The sequence below is a fragment of the Streptomyces sp. NPDC048506 genome (assembly GCF_040651315.1).
Lineage (GTDB): Bacteria > Actinomycetota > Actinomycetes > Streptomycetales > Streptomycetaceae > Streptomyces.
Genome location: NZ_JBEZIX010000016.1, coordinates 116,624 through 133,320 on the forward strand (window position 1 = coordinate 116,624; position 16,697 = coordinate 133,320).

General features: G+C 72.1%; 18 protein-coding genes and 1 pseudogene. 11 read left to right on the top strand and 8 right to left on the bottom strand.

The genetic code is table 11. The features are described 5' to 3' along the window. Positions 1 to 76: 76 nt before the first annotated feature. Positions 77 to 961: a glycerophosphodiester phosphodiesterase family protein gene (locus tag AB0C96_RS15660; protein ID WP_362917619.1), complete on the bottom strand. Its 885-nt coding sequence runs from the start codon at positions 959 to 961 to the stop codon at positions 77 to 79. 312 nt (positions 962 to 1,273) lie between these two features. Between AB0C96_RS15660 and AB0C96_RS15665 the strand changes: the two genes are divergently transcribed. The 10 genes from AB0C96_RS15665 (at position 1,274) to AB0C96_RS15710 (ending at position 9,926) form a co-directional block, all read left to right on the top strand. Beyond that, the gene (locus AB0C96_RS15665) at positions 1,274 to 2,137 is read left to right on the top strand and encodes a GNAT family N-acetyltransferase (RefSeq protein WP_362917715.1); all 864 of its coding nucleotides are present in this window, start codon (positions 1,274 to 1,276) and stop codon (positions 2,135 to 2,137) included. Positions 2,138 to 2,424: 287 nt separating this feature from the next. Continuing rightward, complete coding sequence (locus tag AB0C96_RS15670) at positions 2,425 to 3,090, top strand: response regulator transcription factor (RefSeq protein WP_362917716.1); 666 nt, start codon at positions 2,425 to 2,427, stop codon at positions 3,088 to 3,090. Positions 3,091 to 3,149: 59 nt separating this feature from the next. Further along, the gene (locus AB0C96_RS15675) at positions 3,150 to 4,358 is read left to right on the top strand and encodes a histidine kinase (protein WP_362917621.1); all 1,209 of its coding nucleotides are present in this window, start codon (positions 3,150 to 3,152) and stop codon (positions 4,356 to 4,358) included. Between the two features lie 94 nt (positions 4,359 to 4,452). Beyond that, positions 4,453 to 4,869: a hypothetical protein gene (locus AB0C96_RS15680; protein WP_362917623.1), complete on the top strand. Its 417-nt coding sequence runs from the start codon at positions 4,453 to 4,455 to the stop codon at positions 4,867 to 4,869. Positions 4,870 to 4,871: 2 nt separating this feature from the next. Further along, positions 4,872 to 5,795, top strand: a complete 924-nt coding sequence (locus AB0C96_RS15685) for an ABC transporter ATP-binding protein (RefSeq protein ID WP_362917625.1) — start codon at positions 4,872 to 4,874, stop codon at positions 5,793 to 5,795. A 4-nt stretch (positions 5,796 to 5,799) separates the two neighbouring features. Continuing rightward, positions 5,800 to 7,428 carry a hypothetical protein gene (locus tag AB0C96_RS15690; RefSeq protein ID WP_362917627.1) on the top strand — a complete coding sequence of 543 codons (1,629 nt, stop codon included), beginning with the start codon at positions 5,800 to 5,802 and terminating at the stop codon, positions 7,426 to 7,428. A gap of 145 nt (positions 7,429 to 7,573) precedes the next feature. Beyond that, positions 7,574 to 8,083 (top strand): hypothetical protein, encoded by a 510-nt coding sequence (locus AB0C96_RS15695; RefSeq protein WP_362917629.1) that lies wholly within the window; start codon positions 7,574 to 7,576, stop codon positions 8,081 to 8,083. Positions 8,084 to 8,582: 499 nt separating this feature from the next. Continuing rightward, on the top strand, positions 8,583 to 8,822 hold the full coding sequence (locus AB0C96_RS15700) for a hypothetical protein (RefSeq protein ID WP_362917631.1): 240 nt from the start codon (positions 8,583 to 8,585) through the stop codon (positions 8,820 to 8,822). A 346-nt stretch (positions 8,823 to 9,168) separates the two neighbouring features. Further along, on the top strand, positions 9,169 to 9,450 hold the full coding sequence (locus AB0C96_RS15705) for a hypothetical protein (protein WP_362917633.1): 282 nt from the start codon (positions 9,169 to 9,171) through the stop codon (positions 9,448 to 9,450). Between the two features lie 128 nt (positions 9,451 to 9,578). Continuing rightward, the gene (locus AB0C96_RS15710) at positions 9,579 to 9,926 is read left to right on the top strand and encodes a hypothetical protein (RefSeq protein WP_362917635.1); all 348 of its coding nucleotides are present in this window, start codon (positions 9,579 to 9,581) and stop codon (positions 9,924 to 9,926) included. Positions 9,927 to 10,033: 107 nt separating this feature from the next. Here the strand turns inward: AB0C96_RS15710 and AB0C96_RS15715 are convergent, their stop codons facing one another. From AB0C96_RS15715 to AB0C96_RS15740, 6 genes and pseudogenes are all read right to left on the bottom strand, one after another. Next, complete coding sequence (locus AB0C96_RS15715; protein WP_362917637.1) at positions 10,034 to 10,312, bottom strand: hypothetical protein; 279 nt, start codon at positions 10,310 to 10,312, stop codon at positions 10,034 to 10,036. A 240-nt stretch (positions 10,313 to 10,552) separates the two neighbouring features. Further along, positions 10,553 to 10,795, bottom strand: a complete 243-nt coding sequence (locus AB0C96_RS15720) for a hypothetical protein (RefSeq protein ID WP_362917639.1) — start codon at positions 10,793 to 10,795, stop codon at positions 10,553 to 10,555. Positions 10,796 to 12,406: 1,611 nt separating this feature from the next. Next, complete coding sequence (locus tag AB0C96_RS15725; RefSeq protein ID WP_362917641.1) at positions 12,407 to 12,682, bottom strand: hypothetical protein; 276 nt, start codon at positions 12,680 to 12,682, stop codon at positions 12,407 to 12,409. Between the two features lie 307 nt (positions 12,683 to 12,989). Beyond that, positions 12,990 to 13,481 (bottom strand): hypothetical protein, encoded by a 492-nt coding sequence (locus AB0C96_RS15730; protein ID WP_362917643.1) that lies wholly within the window; start codon positions 13,479 to 13,481, stop codon positions 12,990 to 12,992. 648 nt (positions 13,482 to 14,129) lie between these two features. Further along, positions 14,130 to 14,357 (bottom strand): annotated as a pseudogene (locus tag AB0C96_RS15735) (chaplin); the annotation flags it as partial. A gap of 286 nt (positions 14,358 to 14,643) precedes the next feature. After that, positions 14,644 to 14,925 (bottom strand): hypothetical protein, encoded by a 282-nt coding sequence (locus AB0C96_RS15740; RefSeq protein WP_362917645.1) that lies wholly within the window; start codon positions 14,923 to 14,925, stop codon positions 14,644 to 14,646. Positions 14,926 to 15,344: 419 nt separating this feature from the next. Between AB0C96_RS15740 and AB0C96_RS15745 the strand changes: the two genes are divergently transcribed. Then, a complete protein-coding gene (locus tag AB0C96_RS15745) occupies positions 15,345 to 15,626 on the top strand; it encodes a hypothetical protein (protein WP_362917647.1) in 282 nt (93 codons plus the stop codon). Between the two features lie 72 nt (positions 15,627 to 15,698). Here the strand turns inward: AB0C96_RS15745 and AB0C96_RS15750 are convergent, their stop codons facing one another. Then, positions 15,699 to 16,685 carry an urea transporter gene (locus AB0C96_RS15750; RefSeq protein WP_362917649.1) on the bottom strand — a complete coding sequence of 329 codons (987 nt, stop codon included), beginning with the start codon at positions 16,683 to 16,685 and terminating at the stop codon, positions 15,699 to 15,701. Between the last annotated feature and the right edge of the window lie 12 nt (positions 16,686 to 16,697).

Genomic DNA, 16,697 nt, shown 5'->3' on the forward strand with positions numbered 1-16,697 from the left:
GTGCGGCGACGCCCGGCAGGCCGTGGAGGCGCCGTCAAGAACCGGGCATTCCCCACCGATTCCCGCCCCGCAGGCCCTATTCAATGACGCCGTCGACCCCTCGCGCGCGCAGCGACCGCGCGTTCGTGTTCTTCGCCACGTCCCACACATAGACCTCCAGCCGGCGCCCGTGCGGTCCGCGCAGCCGGTGCACGGCCGCGAGCCAGCGCGAACTGAGCGCGGACTGGCGGGGGTTGATCTGGTCGGCGAAGAGTGCGTAGCGGGCCAGCGCGGCCGCGTCGGGCGCGCCCAGGACCCCGGTACGCACCTGCGGCACGAGCGCGTGCACGGTCTTCACGCAGGCCGGCGAGAAGCTCTGCACCACCAGCCGGCCGCGGACGTGGGCCCGGTCCAGCCAGCCCCGGGCCCGCAGTTCCCGCACCACCTCCGGCTCGATCCCCGGGTAGCGCTCGGGGGCCTTGATCTCCAGCAGGAGCCGCTGCCCGTTGTGGTCCAAACGGCGGAGATACGCGGCGAGCGTCGGTATCCGCTCCCCCGCGAACCGCCTGCCGAACCAGCTTCCGGCGTCCAACCGGGCGATCTCGGCGGCGGTGAAGTCCCCCACCCGCCACGGCGCCCGCCCGGGAAACACCCGTGCGGCGTCGGTCGTCCGCTCCAGCGTGGTGTCGTGGATGACGACCAACCGGCCGTCCTTGGTGCGCTGTACGTCGTTCTCGACCCATATGAGCCCGCGGCGCCGTGCGGCGTCCACGGCCGCCAGGGTGTTCTCGGGTGCGTCGTGGGAGGCGCCGCGGTGCGCGATCACCAGCGCGGCCGCGGTGCCGGGGCCGGCCCGGGCCTCGCGGGCGACCACGACGTCGGCGTACTCCTCCGGGCCGGACGCCATCGCGGACGACGACACCGCCGCCGTCACCAGGTACGCGACTCCCGCGGCGGGGATCCGCAACGATCTCCGAAGCATGTGGGAGCCTCCCGGTGCCCCGTCCGCGGGCCGGCCGGGCTGTCTCCTCCTCAACATGCCTGCCGTGTCCGGTACCCGCCACGTGGGCGGCGCCATCCGTGCGCGCACCGTCGCCAGGATGCCGGTTTTGCGGTATGTAGTCGTCCGATGCCCGACATCTCCTGCCCGCCGCGCCCCGAGCTCCGCGCCTTCCGGCCCGGGGACGGGCCCTCGCTGCTGGCGGCCTGATGCCGGAGTGCCCCGGGCGACCCGATCAGCGCCGACCGCTTCCGCACGCTGGTCCTGCTGGACCCCAACTTCGACGCCGAGGGCCTGCGGGTGGCCGTGTGCGACGGGCTGGTGGTGGGCGCCGCGTACGCGGTGCGCCGCCGTACGCCGCTGGCCGGCACCGATCTGGAGCCGGACGACGGCTGGATCCCCTTCTTCTTCGTCGATCCGGCGCACCGCCGCGCGGGCCTCGGCCACCGGCTGCTGACCGACGCCCTCGACTGGCTGCGCGGCCACGGCCGCAGTCGGGTCGGCTTCGCCGCGTACGCCCCCCACTACGTGTTGCCCGGCCTGGACCGGGCCGCGTACCCGGAGGCCGACCGGCTGCTGGCCCGGCTCGGCTTCCGGACCCGCTACGAGGCCGTCGCGATGGACCGCAGCCTGGTCGGCTACCGCCTGCCGGAGGCGGTACGGCGGCACGAGGAGGCCCTGGTGGCGCGCGGGTTCCGGTTCGGCACACCGTCCGACGACGATCTGGTGGACCTGGTCCGGCTGGCCGAGGGGGAGTTCGCGCCCGACTGGGCGCGGGCCATCCGGCACTCTCTGACCTGCGGCGCCCCGTTGGAGCGCATCGTCCTCGCCCGTGCCCCGGACGGGCGGCTGGCGGGCTGGGCGATGCACGGGGCGTACGAGGGCGCGGTCGAGCGGTTCGGCCCCTTCGGGGTGCGCGCGGAGCTGCGCGGCGCCGGCCTGGGGAAGGTGCTGCTGCACCGGACGCTTGCGCGGATGCGGGCGCTGGGCGCACACGGTGCCTGGTTCCTGTGGACGGGCGAACACGGCCCGGCGGGGCGGCTGTACCGCCACAACGGCTTCACCACGACCCGGACGTTCGCGGTGCTGGGGTGGGAAGAGCCGGGGCGGGAAGAGCCGGGGCGGGAAGGGGAGGGGCAGTGCGGCGGCGGACGGTGACGGCCGGGGCCGCGGGCGGGCTCGGCGCCGCCCTGCTGGCCGCCGCGGGGTGCGCGACGCCGTCCGACGACCGCCCCGGCGAGCCGGTGACGCCGACGCTGCTGACGCACTACGCGAGCGAGCCGCTCAAGTCGGCGCTCCAGGCCGCCGTCGACGCCTGGAACGCCACCCACCGGCGCATCCGGGTGCGCACCAGCGCCGTGACCGCCGCCGCCCGCGTACCGCCGGCTCCGCGTGCGGTGCCCGTGGTGGGGACTCGGCCCGGACGTGCGGCAGAATCCCTGCTCGTGACGATTCGACTGCTCATCGCCGACGATCAGGAGATGGTCCGCCGGGGGATGCGCCGCATCGTGGAGAGCCAGCCCGACATGGAGGTGGTCGGCGAGGCGGCGAACGGCGTGGACGCGGTGGAGCTGGGGCGTGCGCTCACGCCGGACGTGGCGCTGGTGGACATCCGGATGCCGCGGATGGACGGTCTGGAGGTCACCCGCCGGCTGGCCGATCCCGCCGTGCCCCATCCGGTCCGGGTAGTGATCGTGACGACCTTCGACCTCGACGAGTACGTCTACCCGGCGCTGCGCTTCGGCGCCTCGGGCTTCCTGCTCAAGCGGTCGGGGCCGGCGCTGCTGGTCGAGGCGGTCCGGGCGGCGATGGCCGGGGACAGCCTGATCAGCCCGTCGATCACGGTACGGCTGCTGGAGCACGTCACCGGCGCCCCGGCCCGGCGCCGGCCCGGGCGGCGCGAGGAGGTGCTGACCGAGCGGGAGCGGGAGATCGCCGGGAAGGTCGCCGAGGGCAGGACCAACGCCGACATCGCCCGCGAGTTGTTCATCTCCGCCGGCACGGTCAAGACGCACGTCGCCAGCATCCAGCGGAAGTTGCAGGTGCGGAACCGGGTCGGGGTGGCGGTCCGGGCCTGGGAGCTGGGGTATGCGACGGGGCGGACTCCCTAGGGCACTTGTCGGGTTCGCCGCCCGCCAGGGGTTACGGAACACCCCTTAGCCTCACCGTCATGGACCACATCTCCCGTGGCCGGCGGGCACGGACGTGGTGGGCCGCGACCGCCGCGGTCTGCATGCTCGCCCCCGCCGCCCTGGCACCGCTCGACGGCTGGCTGCCGGCGCTCATGGCCGCCCTGACCCTGGCCGTGGCGATCCTGGTCCGGCCGGCGGGCGGCCGGCTCCCGCTGGACCGGGCGGCGGCCGGCACCGCGCTGCTCTCGCTCGCCGCGGACCTCGGTCACATGGGGAAGCCCGGCCTGGTCCTGCTCTGGTTCCCCTTCGAGACGGTCGCGCTGCTGGTCCTCCTGGAGCGGGTGGTGCGCCATGTGCCCGGCCGCCGGGTGGGCGTGGTCGCCGCCCTGACCGGCGCCGCCACCGTCCTGCTGCCGCTGCGCTTCACCCTGCACGCACCGCACGCGGGCCTGACGGAGACGGTCTTCGCGGCCTCGCTCGCCTTCTTCCCGGCCGCCTGCGCGACCGGCGTCGGGCTCTACCTGCGGTCGTTGGACAACCGGCGGGCGCACGCGGTGGCGCTGGCCCGACGCGAGCAGCGCCTCGAAGTCGCCCGCGATCTGCACGACTTCGTCGCCCACGAGGTGACCGGCATCGTGCTGGAGGCACAGGCGGCCCAGTTCGCCGGCGCTCCGGCGGACGCCGCCGAGGAGCACCGCGCGCTGCTGCACCGCATCGAGCAGGCCGGACTGCGGGCGCTGGACTCGATGGACCGGACGGTGGCGACGCTGCGCGGGGCGGACGGCCGCACCTGGGACGAGCCGCCGCCGACCCGGCTGTACGGCCTGGCGGACCTGCCCGAACTCGTCGGCCGGTTCGCGTCCATGACCGCCGCCGAGGTGGCGCTGTCACTGGAGGACGAGGTGGCCGGCGCGCTGTCCCGGGAGGCCGGGGACGCCGCGTACCGCGTGGTGCTGGAGGCGCTGACCAACGTCCGGCGGCATGCGCCGCGGGCCGGCCGGGTCGAGGTCTTCGCCGGCCGGGCCGCGGAGGGGTCCGTACAGGTCACCGTCGCCGACGAAGCGGGGGCCGGGCCCGGGGGCGGCCTGCTGCGGGCGGGCGCGGTACCGCGGGAACGCCCGCGCGGCGGGACCGGGCTGGCGGGCCTCACCGAGCGGGTGAGCGCACTGGGCGGTGCGTTGGAGGCCGGGCCGTACCAGGCGGGCTGGCGGGTCAGCGCGCTGCTGCCGGCCGCCGCCGGTCGCTGAGCCGATATCTGCCGAACGGCAGATGTGCCGGACCTCCGGCGCCGGAATCCTCGGGGGAGTTCAGCGCCCGTCGCTCCCGTACCCGGAGGATCCGATGTTCCCGTCTGCCGTCGCGCAACGGCCCGCCGCCCGTGTCACCGCCGCCCGATTCACCGTCGCCGCGGCGGCCGTCGCCGCCGCCCTCGCCCTCACCGGCTGCTCCGTGGATGCCTCGAAGGCGACCCCCGAGGCGAAGACCTTCCGGTACGCCGGCACGGCCCTGAAGGTGACGACGCACGAGGTCGCCACCGAATTGGTCGCCACCGACCGCAAGGACATCAAGGTCACCCGCTGGTTCGACGCCGCCGCCGGCACCGAGCACCTGACGTGGGTCCTGCGGGGCGACACCCTCGACATCGATGCCGGGTGCAGCGGGCTCGCGCTCTGCGACGCCCGGTTCAAGGTCGAGGTCCCCAAGGGCATCGCCGTCACCAAGGACGGCCGGAAGACCGCCCTGACCGGGAAGGGCTGAACGTGCTCGACCTCGTCCGTCTCAGCAAGGTCTACCGGGGCGGCAAGCGGGCCGTGGACGATCTGACGCTCCGTCTGGAGCCCGGACTGACCGGCCTGCTGGGCCCCAACGGCGCGGGCAAGTCGTCCCTCATGCGGATCGCCGCCACGGTCACCCGGCCCACCGACGGTCGGGTCCTGTTCCGCGGTGAGGACGCGGTCGCCCGGCCCGATGCGCTGCGCCGGGCCCTCGGGTACCTCCCGCAGGACTTCGGGGTCTACCCGAACCTGACCTCGCGCGAGTTCCTGGGCTATCTGGCGGCCGCCAAGGGCGTCTCGGCCCGGACCGCCCGGGCCCGGATCGAGGAGCTGCTGGAACTCCTGCACCTCACCGAGGCGGTGAAGCGCCCCCTGGGCACGTACTCCGGAGGCATGGTGCGCCGGGTCGGGATCGCGCAGGTGCTGCTCGCCGACCCCCAGGTGATCATCGTGGACGAGCCGACCGCGGGCCTCGACCCCGAGGAACGTGTCGGCTTCCGCCATCTGCTCAGCGAGTTGGCGGCCGACCGGGTCGTCCTGCTCTCCACCCACATCGTCTCCGATGTCGCCTCGGTGGCCTCCGACATCGCGGTGGTGGCCGGCGGACGGCTGGAGCGCCGTGGCACGCCCGAGGAGTTGCTGAGCGAGGTGGCCGGCCAGGTGTGGGAGGTGCTCGTCGACCCCGCCGCCGTACCGGCGGTGCGGGAGCGCCACACCGTCAGCCGCGCGGTCCGCACCGCCGACGGCGTCCGCCTCCGGCTGCTGTCGCGCACTCTGCCCTACGAGGGCGCGGTGCCGCTGGCCCCTGATCTGGAGGACGCCTACCTCGCCCTCATCGGGCGGGCGGCCGCCGCGGGCCGGGGCACGCCGGGGCCCGTACCGCCGTCGTTCCGGGCCGGGGTGGTGTGACGCGATGCCACGCACGCTCGCCGCCCTCGCGGTGGCCGACTTCCGCGACCGGGTACGCCGCCCCGCGTACCTCGTCGTCCTGGCCGCCGCCGTCGCCCTGGGATACGTGGCGGTGCCCGACGCCGACGCCCGCTGGTTGATCCTCCAGATCGGCGACCACCGCGGGGTCTACAACAGCGCCTACGTCGGGATGGCCACGGCGCTGGCCGGCGGCCTGTGGATCAGCCTCGGGGGCTTCACCCTCGTCCGCAACGCCCTCGACCGCGACCGGGCGACCCGCGTCGGCCAGCTGCTCGCCGCGACGCCGCTGCGCACGTCCCGGTACCTGGCCGGCAAGTTCCTCAGCAACCTACTGGTGTTGTCGTCCCTGCTCGCCGTGCTCGCGGTCACCGCCCTCGCCATGCAGCTGGCCCGCGGCGAGTCGTACGCCGTCGATCCGCTGGCCCTCTGGCAGCCGTTCGTGCTGATCGCGCTGCCCCTGGTGGCCGTGACCGCGGCCCTCGCCCTGCTCTTCGAGTCGCTGCCGCTGCTGCGCACCGGGCTGGGCAACGTCGTGTGGTTCTGCCTCTGGCTGGTCCTCGCGACGGCCGGCCAGGGGCCCGGACTGCCGCTGGACGGCATCGGCGTGCACAGCGTGGCCAGGTCGATGCAGGCGGCGCTGGACGCCCAGCACATCGCGGCGGGCGGGGAGTTCAGCCTCGGCCTGACCTATCTGGACACCCCGCTGCGACAGTTCACCTGGGACGGTTTCCGCCCCGACGCCGGATACCTCCTCGGGCGGCTGGCGGTGCTGCTGATCGCCATGGCCGTCGCCCTGCTACCGGCGCTCTGGTTCGACCGCTTCGATCCGGCACGGGACCGCCGGGCGGGACGGCGCACGCCCCGCCGCACCGGGTACGCGGGGCCTCTACCAGTCGGGCCGGTCGGGCCGGTCGGCGCGGCGGAGGGCAGCCACCCCGGCCCGCCCCGGCCCGCCGTCCCCGCCGCCCTCTCCCTCCCCCGCACCCGCCCGGAGCCGGGCCCGGTGATGCTGCGCCTGTGGGCCGGCGAGGTGCGCATCCTGGTGCAGGGCGTGCGCTGGTGGTGGTGGCTGGGCGCCGCGCTGCTCCTGGTCGCCGGGCTGGCCGCGCCCACGCTCCACGGCGTCATCCGCATCATGCTGCCGCTGGCCTGGCTCTGGCCGCTGCTGATCTGGTCGCGGCTGGGCACCCAACGGCAGGAGCACGGCCTCGACGGCATGCTCGGCGGCTACCCCGCGGTGCGCCGCCGGGTCCTGGCCGAAGCGGCCGCGGGCCTGACCGTCACCGCGGCGGCCGGACTCGGCCCGCTGGTCCGGCTGCTCGCGGCGGCCGACGGGCCCGGCGTGGCGGCCTGGGCCGCCGGCGCCCTCTTCATCCCGTCCCTGGCCCTCGCCCTGGGCACCCTCAGCCGCACCCACCGGCTCTTCCAGGCGGTCTACCTGCCGCTCTGGTACACCATCGCCAACGGCCTACCGGTCTTCGACTACATGGGGGCGCTGCGCGCCGCCGGTGAACCTGGCGCGCTGGCGCCGCTGATGACCACCGGATGCGCCGCGGCGCTGCTGACCGTCGTCCTCCTGACCGTCGCCCTGCGCCGCTTCCGCCACGACTGACGCCCCGGCCGGCACAGGCGAGTACCGCATGTCGATCTTGTAACAGCCGTCGATGGACGTCTGTTACAAGATCGACAGACCATGGAGAAGCGCCCCCCATAGCGTCTGACGCGCCGACCGATCCCCACGCACCGGAGCGAGAGCCATGAACCGCACCACCACCAGGACCCGCCGCACGCGAACGGCCATGGGGGCAGCCCTGGCCGGCGTCGCCGTCCTCGGCATGTTCGCCACCGCGCAGGCCGCCGACGCAACCACCGCCTCGCAGCGCACCGTTCACGCGGTGCACAGCGCGAGCACCCTCCGTACGGCCAGCACCCCCTACGTCATCAACCACTACGGCGAGGAGAACGCGGACAATGGCCGCGCCGAGCGGAGCCCCGCGAACCTGGTGTTGTCCGAGTTCACGTCCGTCAACCACGTCAACTGGGAGCAGTGGGGCGCCAAGCACGCGGTCGGCACCGGACGGGTCACCGGCACCTGGTGCCTGGACACCTGCCTCGACAAGCCGCTGAAGGCGACGGTCACGCTCTCCGACCCCAAGACCGTGCACGGCCGGAAGGTCTTCACCACCTTCACCCTCAAGCTGACCGACCAGCCCGGCGCGTACGACGCCGAGGACCTGCACGGCAAGCGCCCCCTCGCCACCAGCTGACGCGACACCTCCGACGCACGCGCCCCGGCCGGTGCCACCACCCCACCGGCACCGGCCCGGGCGCCGCCCCAGCACCCCCGCTCCGCCCCTCGATGCCCAACGCAGAGGTCCCGCCGGACGATTCGCCCGCACGGCAGGCCGTCCACCCCGTTCACCGGCGCCCGAAAGCCACAAGTCCCGGCCGGACGACCACCGTCCGCACAACGGGCCCCGAACCGCGCACACAACGAAACCGAATGCGCGGACGCCCCCTCCACTCTTTCCGGTGGAGAACGCGGCAGGCGAATTCCCTTTCCCTCCACCGCCGTACCTCCCCGAACTCGCCATTCGCCCATCTCATTCGCCGATCGCTGCAACGACTTTCACCGCCTTTTCCTGCTTCGACACAAGGCGCGCAGCCAAGTGGACTGGAACCCCCAAGTCGACTACTGCTAGTGTTCACACGGTCACAGAAGGCAATCAGGCCTCTATGCACAGGTAATGAAGGGCCGAGGGTTCCATGCGCAAGCTTCAGCAGGTCGTGATCGTCGCCGCAGCCGGCGGTCTTTCCGCCATCGGTGCCGGCGCCGGCGCCGCCTACGCCCACGGCGGTGGGCCGCGGGTGGTCGACAACTTCCGTCCGTACCAGGAGTGCAGCCCACAGACGGTGCTCGACGCCAACTTCCCGATCGGCGTCCTCGCCGCCCCGCAGACCTGGGGCACCACCTGCGGCCAGTTCAACCACGCCTTCACCGGCTAAGACCGCCGGGGGTAGCCGCACGCGACGCCCGTTCCGGGCCCTTCGGGGGAATTCCCTCGAAGGGCCCGTTTGCATGACAGCCCATCAACACCGGGCGTCCATACGGAAATACGTCGCACACAGTGCGACCGAATGAGTGAATTACCGCCGGCGCCGACAACCACCGCACAGCGCAAAGGGCCTGACCGCTCGGGGTGCGGAGCAATTCCGGGCCACACCCCGAGCATGATGGTCATAACATCCGGCGCGTCGCTGAGTGACTGCGGGACATTTCGTATTAGCTTTCCGTAACTGTACGAAGTCGATCCCTCACAGATCGCATCGGCTCAACCCATCCGGAGAAGATATGCGCAAGCTTCAGAAGGCTGCCGTCGTGGCCGCCGCCCTCGGCAGCGTCGCGATCCTCGGCGCCGGCACCGCCCAGGCCGACGGCCGCGGCGGCAACGACTTCAAGATCGGTCAGGGCAGCTCCTGCCGGTCCCACGACCTCAACGTCGACGTCCTCGGTGAGGTCGGCGTCCTCAACGGCGTGCTGGGCAACGCGCTCAACGGCGAGGGCCCCGCGGGCGCTCAGTCCACCCCGATCGGTTCGAGCATGGGCTGCAACAACAGCGCGCTCGGCAAGTAATGGGAAGGGGTCCCGGCGTCCGAGCCAGACTCGGCGCCGGGGCCCTTTTCTCGACCTTCTTCAGAGCCCGGGCCCGTGCCACTCACCGTGCACGACGCCCGGGCATCGATCACAAAGGAACGCACCACATGTTCAGTCGGAAGCAGATCGCAGTCGTCTCCGGGCTCCTGGGTGGCCTCGTCGTGGCCTTCACCGGATCCGCCCAGGCGTACCCCGGAGGGACCGCGACCAACTGCACCCGCGACATCCAAGGCAACCTCACCTGCCAACAGAGAAACGTCGACAGCGCCGGCGAGGACGGCAGGTACAACCTCCATCAGACGCAGGACTGCCTTGCGATGAAGCCCGTGTCGTGGCCCTCCAGCGGTCTGCTGAACAACGGGGCGACCCAGATCGGCCCGTCCGTCACCTGCTCCAACACGGCGCCCGCTCCCGGATCCCAGCTGCCCCACATGGTCGGTGAGCCCCAGCGGTAGAGACGCCGGCGCCCGCACCCGCGGGGACGACGCAAAGAGGGGTCCCGTCGTCCGGCCTACGGCTCGGACGACGGGACCCTCTCGGTTGACTTCGCGACGTCCCGCGCTCAGCCGGCGGCGTTGTCGCAGCGCATCTTCGAACCCAGGTGGGTGGGCTGCGCGCCCGGGTTGCCCTCGCCGTTGAGCGCATTGCCGGCCACGCCGTTGAGGACCCCGACCGTTCCGAGCACGTCGATGTTCATGTCGTGCGTCCGGCACGAGGTGCCCTGCTGGAGGCCCATGTCGTGGCCCGGCTCGCCGTGGGCGTAGGCGGAACCGGCGCCGAGGGCACCGACGCTGCCGAGGGCGGCGGCAGCCACGACGGCAGCCTTCTGGAGCTTGCGCATTTCTTCTCCGGTGATTGTGCGGATGCGACCTGAAGCAGATCGACTTCTTACAGTGACGGGAGCCCAACAGGAATTGCCCCGCACCGCCCGGCACGGCGTCGACCGGCCGGAACGGGCGGAGGCGCCCCGCGGCCGGGCGTCGGACGACGCCCTGGGCCTCGGGGTGGCGAACAGGCCGATCGAAGGACGGGCGTCGAGCGGTGCCCGCGGGCGGCGCTCCGGGTACGCGTCCTCGAACGGTCAGGAGATGCGGGGCAGGTCGAGCTGCCCCACCGGAGCCGCCGCGAGCCGCCCGAGCCCGAAGGGGGAGACCTGCGGGATGCCCGGCGAGACCAGCGGGTTGATCAGCGGGTTGACCTCGGGGTTGAACTGCGGGTTGACCTGAGGGGCCACCTGCGGGGCGGACTGCGGGTGGACCATCTGCGGAACCACGACCTCCGGGGCCACGTGCGGGGTGACCTGCGGGGCCGCCTGAGGAACCACCTGCGGGACGACCTGCGGTACCGACTGCTGCGGCGCCGGAGCAGGGGCGGCGGCCTGCGGAGCGTCGTGGTGGGAACCCTCCGAGGCGGAAGCCTGCGCGGCGCCGTGCGAGGAGGCCGATGCAGTGGCGTGGGGGCCTTCGTGGTGCGGAGCAGCCTCGGGGGCGGCCTGCTGCGGAGCGGGCGGCTCAGGGGCCGGAGCCGGCGGCGCCGCCTGCTGGGGAGCGGGAGCAGGCGCAGGAGCTGGCGCAGGAGCCGGGGCAGGTGCGGGAGCCGGAGCAGGCGCGGGAGCAGCGGCCTGCTGCGGAGCAGGAGCCGGAGCATAGGCAGGAGCCTGCGGCTGGGGGGCGAACTGCTGCGGAGCAGGGGCAGGAGCGGGAGCAGGAGCAACCGGCTGCGGAGCGGGAGCAGGAGCCGGAGCATAGGCAGGAGCAGCCGCCTGCTGCGGAGCAGGAGCCGGAGCATAGGCAGGAGCCTGCGGCTGGGGAGCGAACTGCTGCGGAGCGTACTGCTGCGGAGCGGGAGCGGGAGCAGGAGCCTGCGGAGCGGGCGGCGGGGCGGCGCCGTTGTACCCGACGGGAGCGTCGGCATAACTGACGCCGGCACCGATCGCAGATAGACCGCCGGCCGCTGCGACGACGAGCATGACCTGCTGAAGCTTGCGCATGGAACCCTCGGCCCTTCATTGCCTGTACTTGGAAATCTGATGACTCGTTGCTGTCTTGAGTGCGCCGACAGCGGCAACAACCCCGGGGCTTCACGGACGCACCGCCCTGCACACCCCGTGCCTCACCACGGCGGAAGCCCCACGCAGGCCGCGACGGCGTGCGCCGCGCTGCCCTCCACGCTCCTCAAAGCCGATGGCGGATCCCATCGCCTCACCTCTGAATCACGTCGGACACCATGGACCGCCGGCGTGGCCACCGCAGGCTGCCCCGGTATCAGGGAGAAGCGAAATCCCTGCGACGACCCACGAGTCCATTCGCTGTTCTCTCCCAGGGGCAACGCCATTTCCCCCGACCCGGTCACGGCACCCCCCACGCCGTCACCCATTTGCCAACCGCGAGAATCCTTTGGGGTGTTGATCACCGCGCGGCCGCAATCGCGCGGTTCCCCCTTACGCGTGCACCGCCCCGACCGCCCGTCGTCCTGCATTCTCGGGCGGCGATGGACCGCCGGCGCCGCGAAATACGTTCGCCCCCTCGCATCGAGCCCCTCCCGATGATGATGTGATGTTCCGAAGCGCCATGCGGCCCGGCTTCTCCGCCCGTAGGAGAAGCCCTCGTCGGAGAAACCGGGCCGCACGTTTCCGCCCTGCCCGAGGCGCCGAAAAGGATCTGAACGCGATCCCGGCAATTCCCGTAGCACCATTGCCATTTGGCTCCAGGCCGGCCCAAGTCTTTTGACGCAGCGGGGTTGTTCGAGGACGGCGACGCCCCGCCCCGCCCGTTTGTCGCGACGACGAACGGACCGTCGAAACCCCGTCCCCGTGCCCCAACTCGCCATCGGAATCGGGATCCGGGAGGCGGACGCGCAGGGGCCCCGGCGCCTGCCGTGTGGCGGCGCCGGGACCCGTGTGTGATCAGCTGGTGCTTGCGTGTCTGCCAGACGCTCAGAAGGCGCTGGTGTTGCAGCCCATGGACGAGCCGATCCTGGTCGACTGGGCACCCGGGGCACCCTCGCCGTTGAGCGCGTTGCCCAGCACGCCGTTGAGGATGCCGACCTCGCCGAGGACGTCGACGTTCAGGTCGTGCGACCGGCACGAGTTGCCCTGCTTGATGTCGAACTGGTTGCCGCCGTGGCCGTCGGCGTAGGCGGTACCGGCGCCGAGGATCGCGACGCTACCGAGGGTGGCGGCCACGACGGCGGCCTTCTGAAGCTTGCGCATGTCTTCTCCGGATGGGTTGAGCCGATGCAGTCCATTTCGTACCAACTTCGTACGATTAGGGAGGTTAATACGAAATAATTCTGCAACCGCTCAGCGACGCGCCGATCATGCGACAAGAGGATCGGAAGTCGCCCCGCACTCGGGGCAGTTCAGAGCGCCGTCGGCCGGAAGGTGGGCCACCTTTCCCCTGCGCGCCACCTGTTCGGCCGCACCGCGCACCCCGGCCGCACGGCATGCGAACGGGCCCTTCGGAGGATCCCCCCGAAGGGCCCGCGGCGGGGCGTCGCGGGTGGCGACGCCAACGGCCCTACCTGGCGGTGGCGAAGGCGTTGGCCTGGGTGTTCGCCTGGGTGCAGGTGGTGCCGAAGGTCTGCGGCGCGGCAAGCACGCCGATCGGGAGGTTGGCGTCGAGGAACGTCTCCGGGCTGCACTCCTGGTACGGGCGGAAGAGGTTGTTCTGCTCCGGCTGGGAGGCCTGCGGCAGCACCTGCGCGATCTGCGGGGAGAGCTTCGGGTTGAACTGCGGGTTGACCTGGGGGTTGACCTGCGGGGCGGACGGCTGGGGGGCAGCGGCCTGGGGGGCAGCCTGCGGGCCGGCCTGATAGCCGGAGGCGTGCGACGTGGCCTGCGCGGCGGTCCACGCGGCGGCCTGGGGGGCGTCCTGCTGCGGAGTGGTGGACGGGGCACCGCCGTAGCCGTTGTACCCGACGGGAGCGTCGGCGTTACTGGCGCCGGCACCGATGGCGGACAGACCGCCGGCCGCTGCGACGACGAGCGCGACCTGCTGAAGCTTGCGCATGGAACCCTCGGCCCTTCATTGCCTGTACATGGAATTCTGATGACATCGCGAGCCGCCCCGGTACCAGGGAAAGCGAAATCCCTGCGACGACCCACGAGTCCATTCGCTGTTCTCTCCCAGGGGCAACGCCATTTCCCCCGACCCGGTCACGGCACCCCCCACGCCGTCACCCATTTGCCAACCCCGGGAATTCTTTGGGGCGTTGATCGCCGCACCGATACGACGCATGAGTGTGGGACCCGGTGAATACCGGGCCCCACACTCATGCCTGACCGGGTGACGGCCTCGTCCGCTCGCCGCCGCCGGCCACCGTCAGCCGCGGGCGGCAGCCCGGCGCCCCCGGCGGTAGAGCAGGACGCCGCCCAGGATCAGCCCGGCGCTGGCGCCGGCCGGGATCGCCAGGTTGGGCCGCTCGGCACCGGTGTGCGCCAGCTGCGGGTGTACGGCGGGCGCAACGTGGTGGCGGTGCTGCACGCTCTCGTGCGTGGTCACCCGGCTCACCTGCGCACGGTGGTGCTGGTGGTGCTGGTGGTGCTGCTGGTGGTGCTGGTGGTGCTGCACCGGCTTGGCCTGGTGCTGCTTCGTCTGCGGCGTGTGGTGTCTCTGCGACATATGGTGCTGCCGCATGCGGTGGCCCGACTTGTCGACGTTGACGCAGCGGTTGCCGAACGCGGGGTTGAGCAGCCCCAGGATGTCGAGCGTGTTGCCGCAGATGTTGGTCGGGATGTGGATGGGCACCTGGATCAGGTTGCCGGACAGGACGCCGGGAGAACCGACGGCGGCCCCGTGCGCACCGGTGTCGGCGACGGTCGTGCCCGCACCCGCGAGCAGCAGGCCGCCGGTGGCAGCCGAAGCGGCGATGACCTTTTTGAGCATGTGACTCCTCCTTAGCAGTGCGGTCACGGCCGCGGACCGCACAAGACTTAACGAGACCGGAGGAGGAAGGCTACGAATCCGGCATTTCGATCACGCTTTCAGCTTGGCGCATGCTCTCCACCAGCCGAGGAGTGCCATCGATTTCCGACTCTACGGCGCGGCCTTTCCGCGGCGATCACCCTCGAAGAAACGACGAGAGGCTTTCCGGAAAATCCGATGCACCGTCACGAGGGGCGTATCCGGGCTCGTTCTCGACCGCCTCGCCACGGACCCACGCGCGGGACGCTCATTGCGGGCTGAGCAGCCCCAGGGGCAGCTGGCCGACCTGTAGTCCGCCGATGTTGGTGTTCGCCCGCACGGGTTCGCCGATGAGGCCGACGACGCCCGGCCCGCGATTGCCGGCATTGTTGGCGCTGCCGATGGCACCCAGGGTCGGCAGCAGGCCCTGCCCCTGGGTCAGGCCCGAGCTGGGAGTGCCACCTGGAGCGGGATCGCCGGCATGGGCGGGGGCGGAGAAGGCCCCGGTGACAGCGAGGGCTCCCACGAGGGTGGCGAGTACACGGCGCATAGCGGCTCCTGGCTTACTTCGCGTGGTCGGCGTACTGCTTCCATGCGCCACCCTTCCACCCGCGCGGGAAAGGCCCGGACGCCCACGCCACGCGGTCACCTGATCGCGCCAGTGCACAGATCGCGGACGAGATACCACCCGCCGACGGCCGGCCACAGCACCCGGGGGGCGTCCGCAGGGGTGCGCGACCGAACTCGTCGGGTGCGGTGCGACCGAACAGGTGGTTCACCGCGCGGCGCAGGCTCCCGTTCTCGTCGCCAGCGCCCGGAACTGCGCAGGTCACAGGGCGTGTTGCAAAAATCTCGATCATACAATCCGGCGCGTCGTTGCGCGACTCCGGGATTACTTCTTATTAGCCTCCGTAACTGTACGAAGTCGATCCGTCACAGATCGAATCCGCTCAACCCACCGGAGAAGAAATGCGCAAGCTTCGCACGGCTGCCGTCGTGGCGGCCGCCTTCGGCGCCATCGGCATTCTCGGCGCCGGCACCGCCTACGCGGGCGGCGACTACGGCACCAAGTTCGACATCAAGCAGGGCAGCTCGTGCAGATCGCACGACACCAACGTCGACGTCCTCGGCGAGGTCGGGATCGGCAATGGCATCGCCGGCAACCTGCTGGGCGGCGAGGGTGCGGCGGGAGCCCAGTCCACCACCCTCGGCTCGTCCATGGGCTGCAACAACAGCGCCCTGGGCAAGTAAGCGGGAGCAGGGACGGGAAGGGGCCCCGACGGCGAGCCACGGCTCGTCGTCGGGGCCCCTTCATGTGCTTCGTCAGGTGGCGCGCCGGATCTGCGGCAGGGAAGCGGCCGCGGCGAGGAACAGCCAGGTGGTGATGATGAAGGGCCAGCTGAGGGTGCGTCCGCCGAAGGGCGCGAAGTAGGCGTTCAGGGCGGCGGTCAGCACCGTCGTGACGGCCACGGCCACCAGGGTGTAGAGCGCGTTCGGCACCGTCCTGGCCAGGAACATGCCTCCCATCGCGACGGCCACCAGGACCGCGTTGTAGCCGTAGACACCCACCGCGACCGCGGCCGGCGGTGCGCCCAGGGCCCAGGACAGGAGCACCGCCACGGCGCTGCCGACGACGGCGGCCAGCCCATGGCGGATCCCGCCGACGAAGAGCCCCACCAGCATGATCGCGCCGACGTACCAGTGCGCCGAGAGGCCGACCTGGGAGATGTTGGCGAAGAACCCGTGCCACAGGTCGGTCCAGGTGTACCTGACGCCGGGTTCGGCGGCGAGCGGCAGGGCCGAGGCGCTGCCGCCGGGCCAGACCCTGGTGAAGGCGGGGGCCGCCGCCAGGACCACCCCGACGACCACACAGAACGGCGCGGTCAGCACCGGCAGCCCCCAGGGCTCCACCACGGCGGTCAGCGCCGAGTAGGCGAGTACGCACACCACGGCGCCGCCGATGGTCAGCAGGTACGTCGAGGGGTGGGGCCCCAGGAAGATGTACAGGGCGATGCCGGTCAGACAGCCGCTGAAGCCCTGCGTCCCCAGGTCGATGGTGCGCCGGTCGACACCCATCGCGTACGCGGCCGCGGTGGAGACCACGGCGCCCAGCAGCCCGAAGACCCCCGCCTGCCAGTCGCCCACGAAGAGCGCGAGCATGAACAGGACGCCGGTCCAGACGTTCGTCAGCAGGCTGAACTGGCCGAAGCTGCGGACCAACTGCGTCACGAGGCGGACCGGGCCGGGGAGCGCGGGGGCCTCCGCGGTGGTGTCGGGTGCGGCCGGCTTCCATATCTCGGGAGTGATCACGGTGCCTCCTAG

What these genes read in the sequence shown, in the direction of transcription:
- AB0C96_RS15695 (WP_362917629.1), top strand. Translation starts at nt 7,574, where the DNA reads ATGAACCGCACCACCACCAGGACCCGCCGCACGCGAACGGCCATGGGG.
- AB0C96_RS15710 (WP_362917635.1), top strand. Translation starts at nt 9,579, where the DNA reads ATGTTCAGTCGGAAGCAGATCGCAGTCGTCTCCGGGCTCCTGGGTGGC.
- AB0C96_RS15705 (WP_362917633.1), top strand. Translation starts at nt 9,169, where the DNA reads ATGCGCAAGCTTCAGAAGGCTGCCGTCGTGGCCGCCGCCCTCGGCAGC.
- AB0C96_RS15740 (WP_362917645.1), bottom strand. Translation starts at nt 14,925, where the DNA reads ATGCGCCGTGTACTCGCCACCCTCGTGGGAGCCCTCGCTGTCACCGGG.
- AB0C96_RS15660 (WP_362917619.1), bottom strand. Translation starts at nt 961, where the DNA reads ATGCTTCGGAGATCGTTGCGGATCCCCGCCGCGGGAGTCGCGTACCTG.
- AB0C96_RS15675 (WP_362917621.1), top strand. Translation starts at nt 3,150, where the DNA reads ATGGACCACATCTCCCGTGGCCGGCGGGCACGGACGTGGTGGGCCGCG.
- AB0C96_RS15700 (WP_362917631.1), top strand. Translation starts at nt 8,583, where the DNA reads ATGCGCAAGCTTCAGCAGGTCGTGATCGTCGCCGCAGCCGGCGGTCTT.
- AB0C96_RS15680 (WP_362917623.1), top strand. Translation starts at nt 4,453, where the DNA reads ATGTTCCCGTCTGCCGTCGCGCAACGGCCCGCCGCCCGTGTCACCGCC.
- AB0C96_RS15745 (WP_362917647.1), top strand. Translation starts at nt 15,345, where the DNA reads ATGCGCAAGCTTCGCACGGCTGCCGTCGTGGCGGCCGCCTTCGGCGCC.
- AB0C96_RS15725 (WP_362917641.1), bottom strand. Translation starts at nt 12,682, where the DNA reads ATGCGCAAGCTTCAGAAGGCCGCCGTCGTGGCCGCCACCCTCGGTAGC.
- AB0C96_RS15690 (WP_362917627.1), top strand. Translation starts at nt 5,800, where the DNA reads ATGCCACGCACGCTCGCCGCCCTCGCGGTGGCCGACTTCCGCGACCGG.
- AB0C96_RS15730 (WP_362917643.1), bottom strand. Translation starts at nt 13,481, where the DNA reads ATGCGCAAGCTTCAGCAGGTCGCGCTCGTCGTCGCAGCGGCCGGCGGT.
- AB0C96_RS15715 (WP_362917637.1), bottom strand. Translation starts at nt 10,312, where the DNA reads ATGCGCAAGCTCCAGAAGGCTGCCGTCGTGGCTGCCGCCGCCCTCGGC.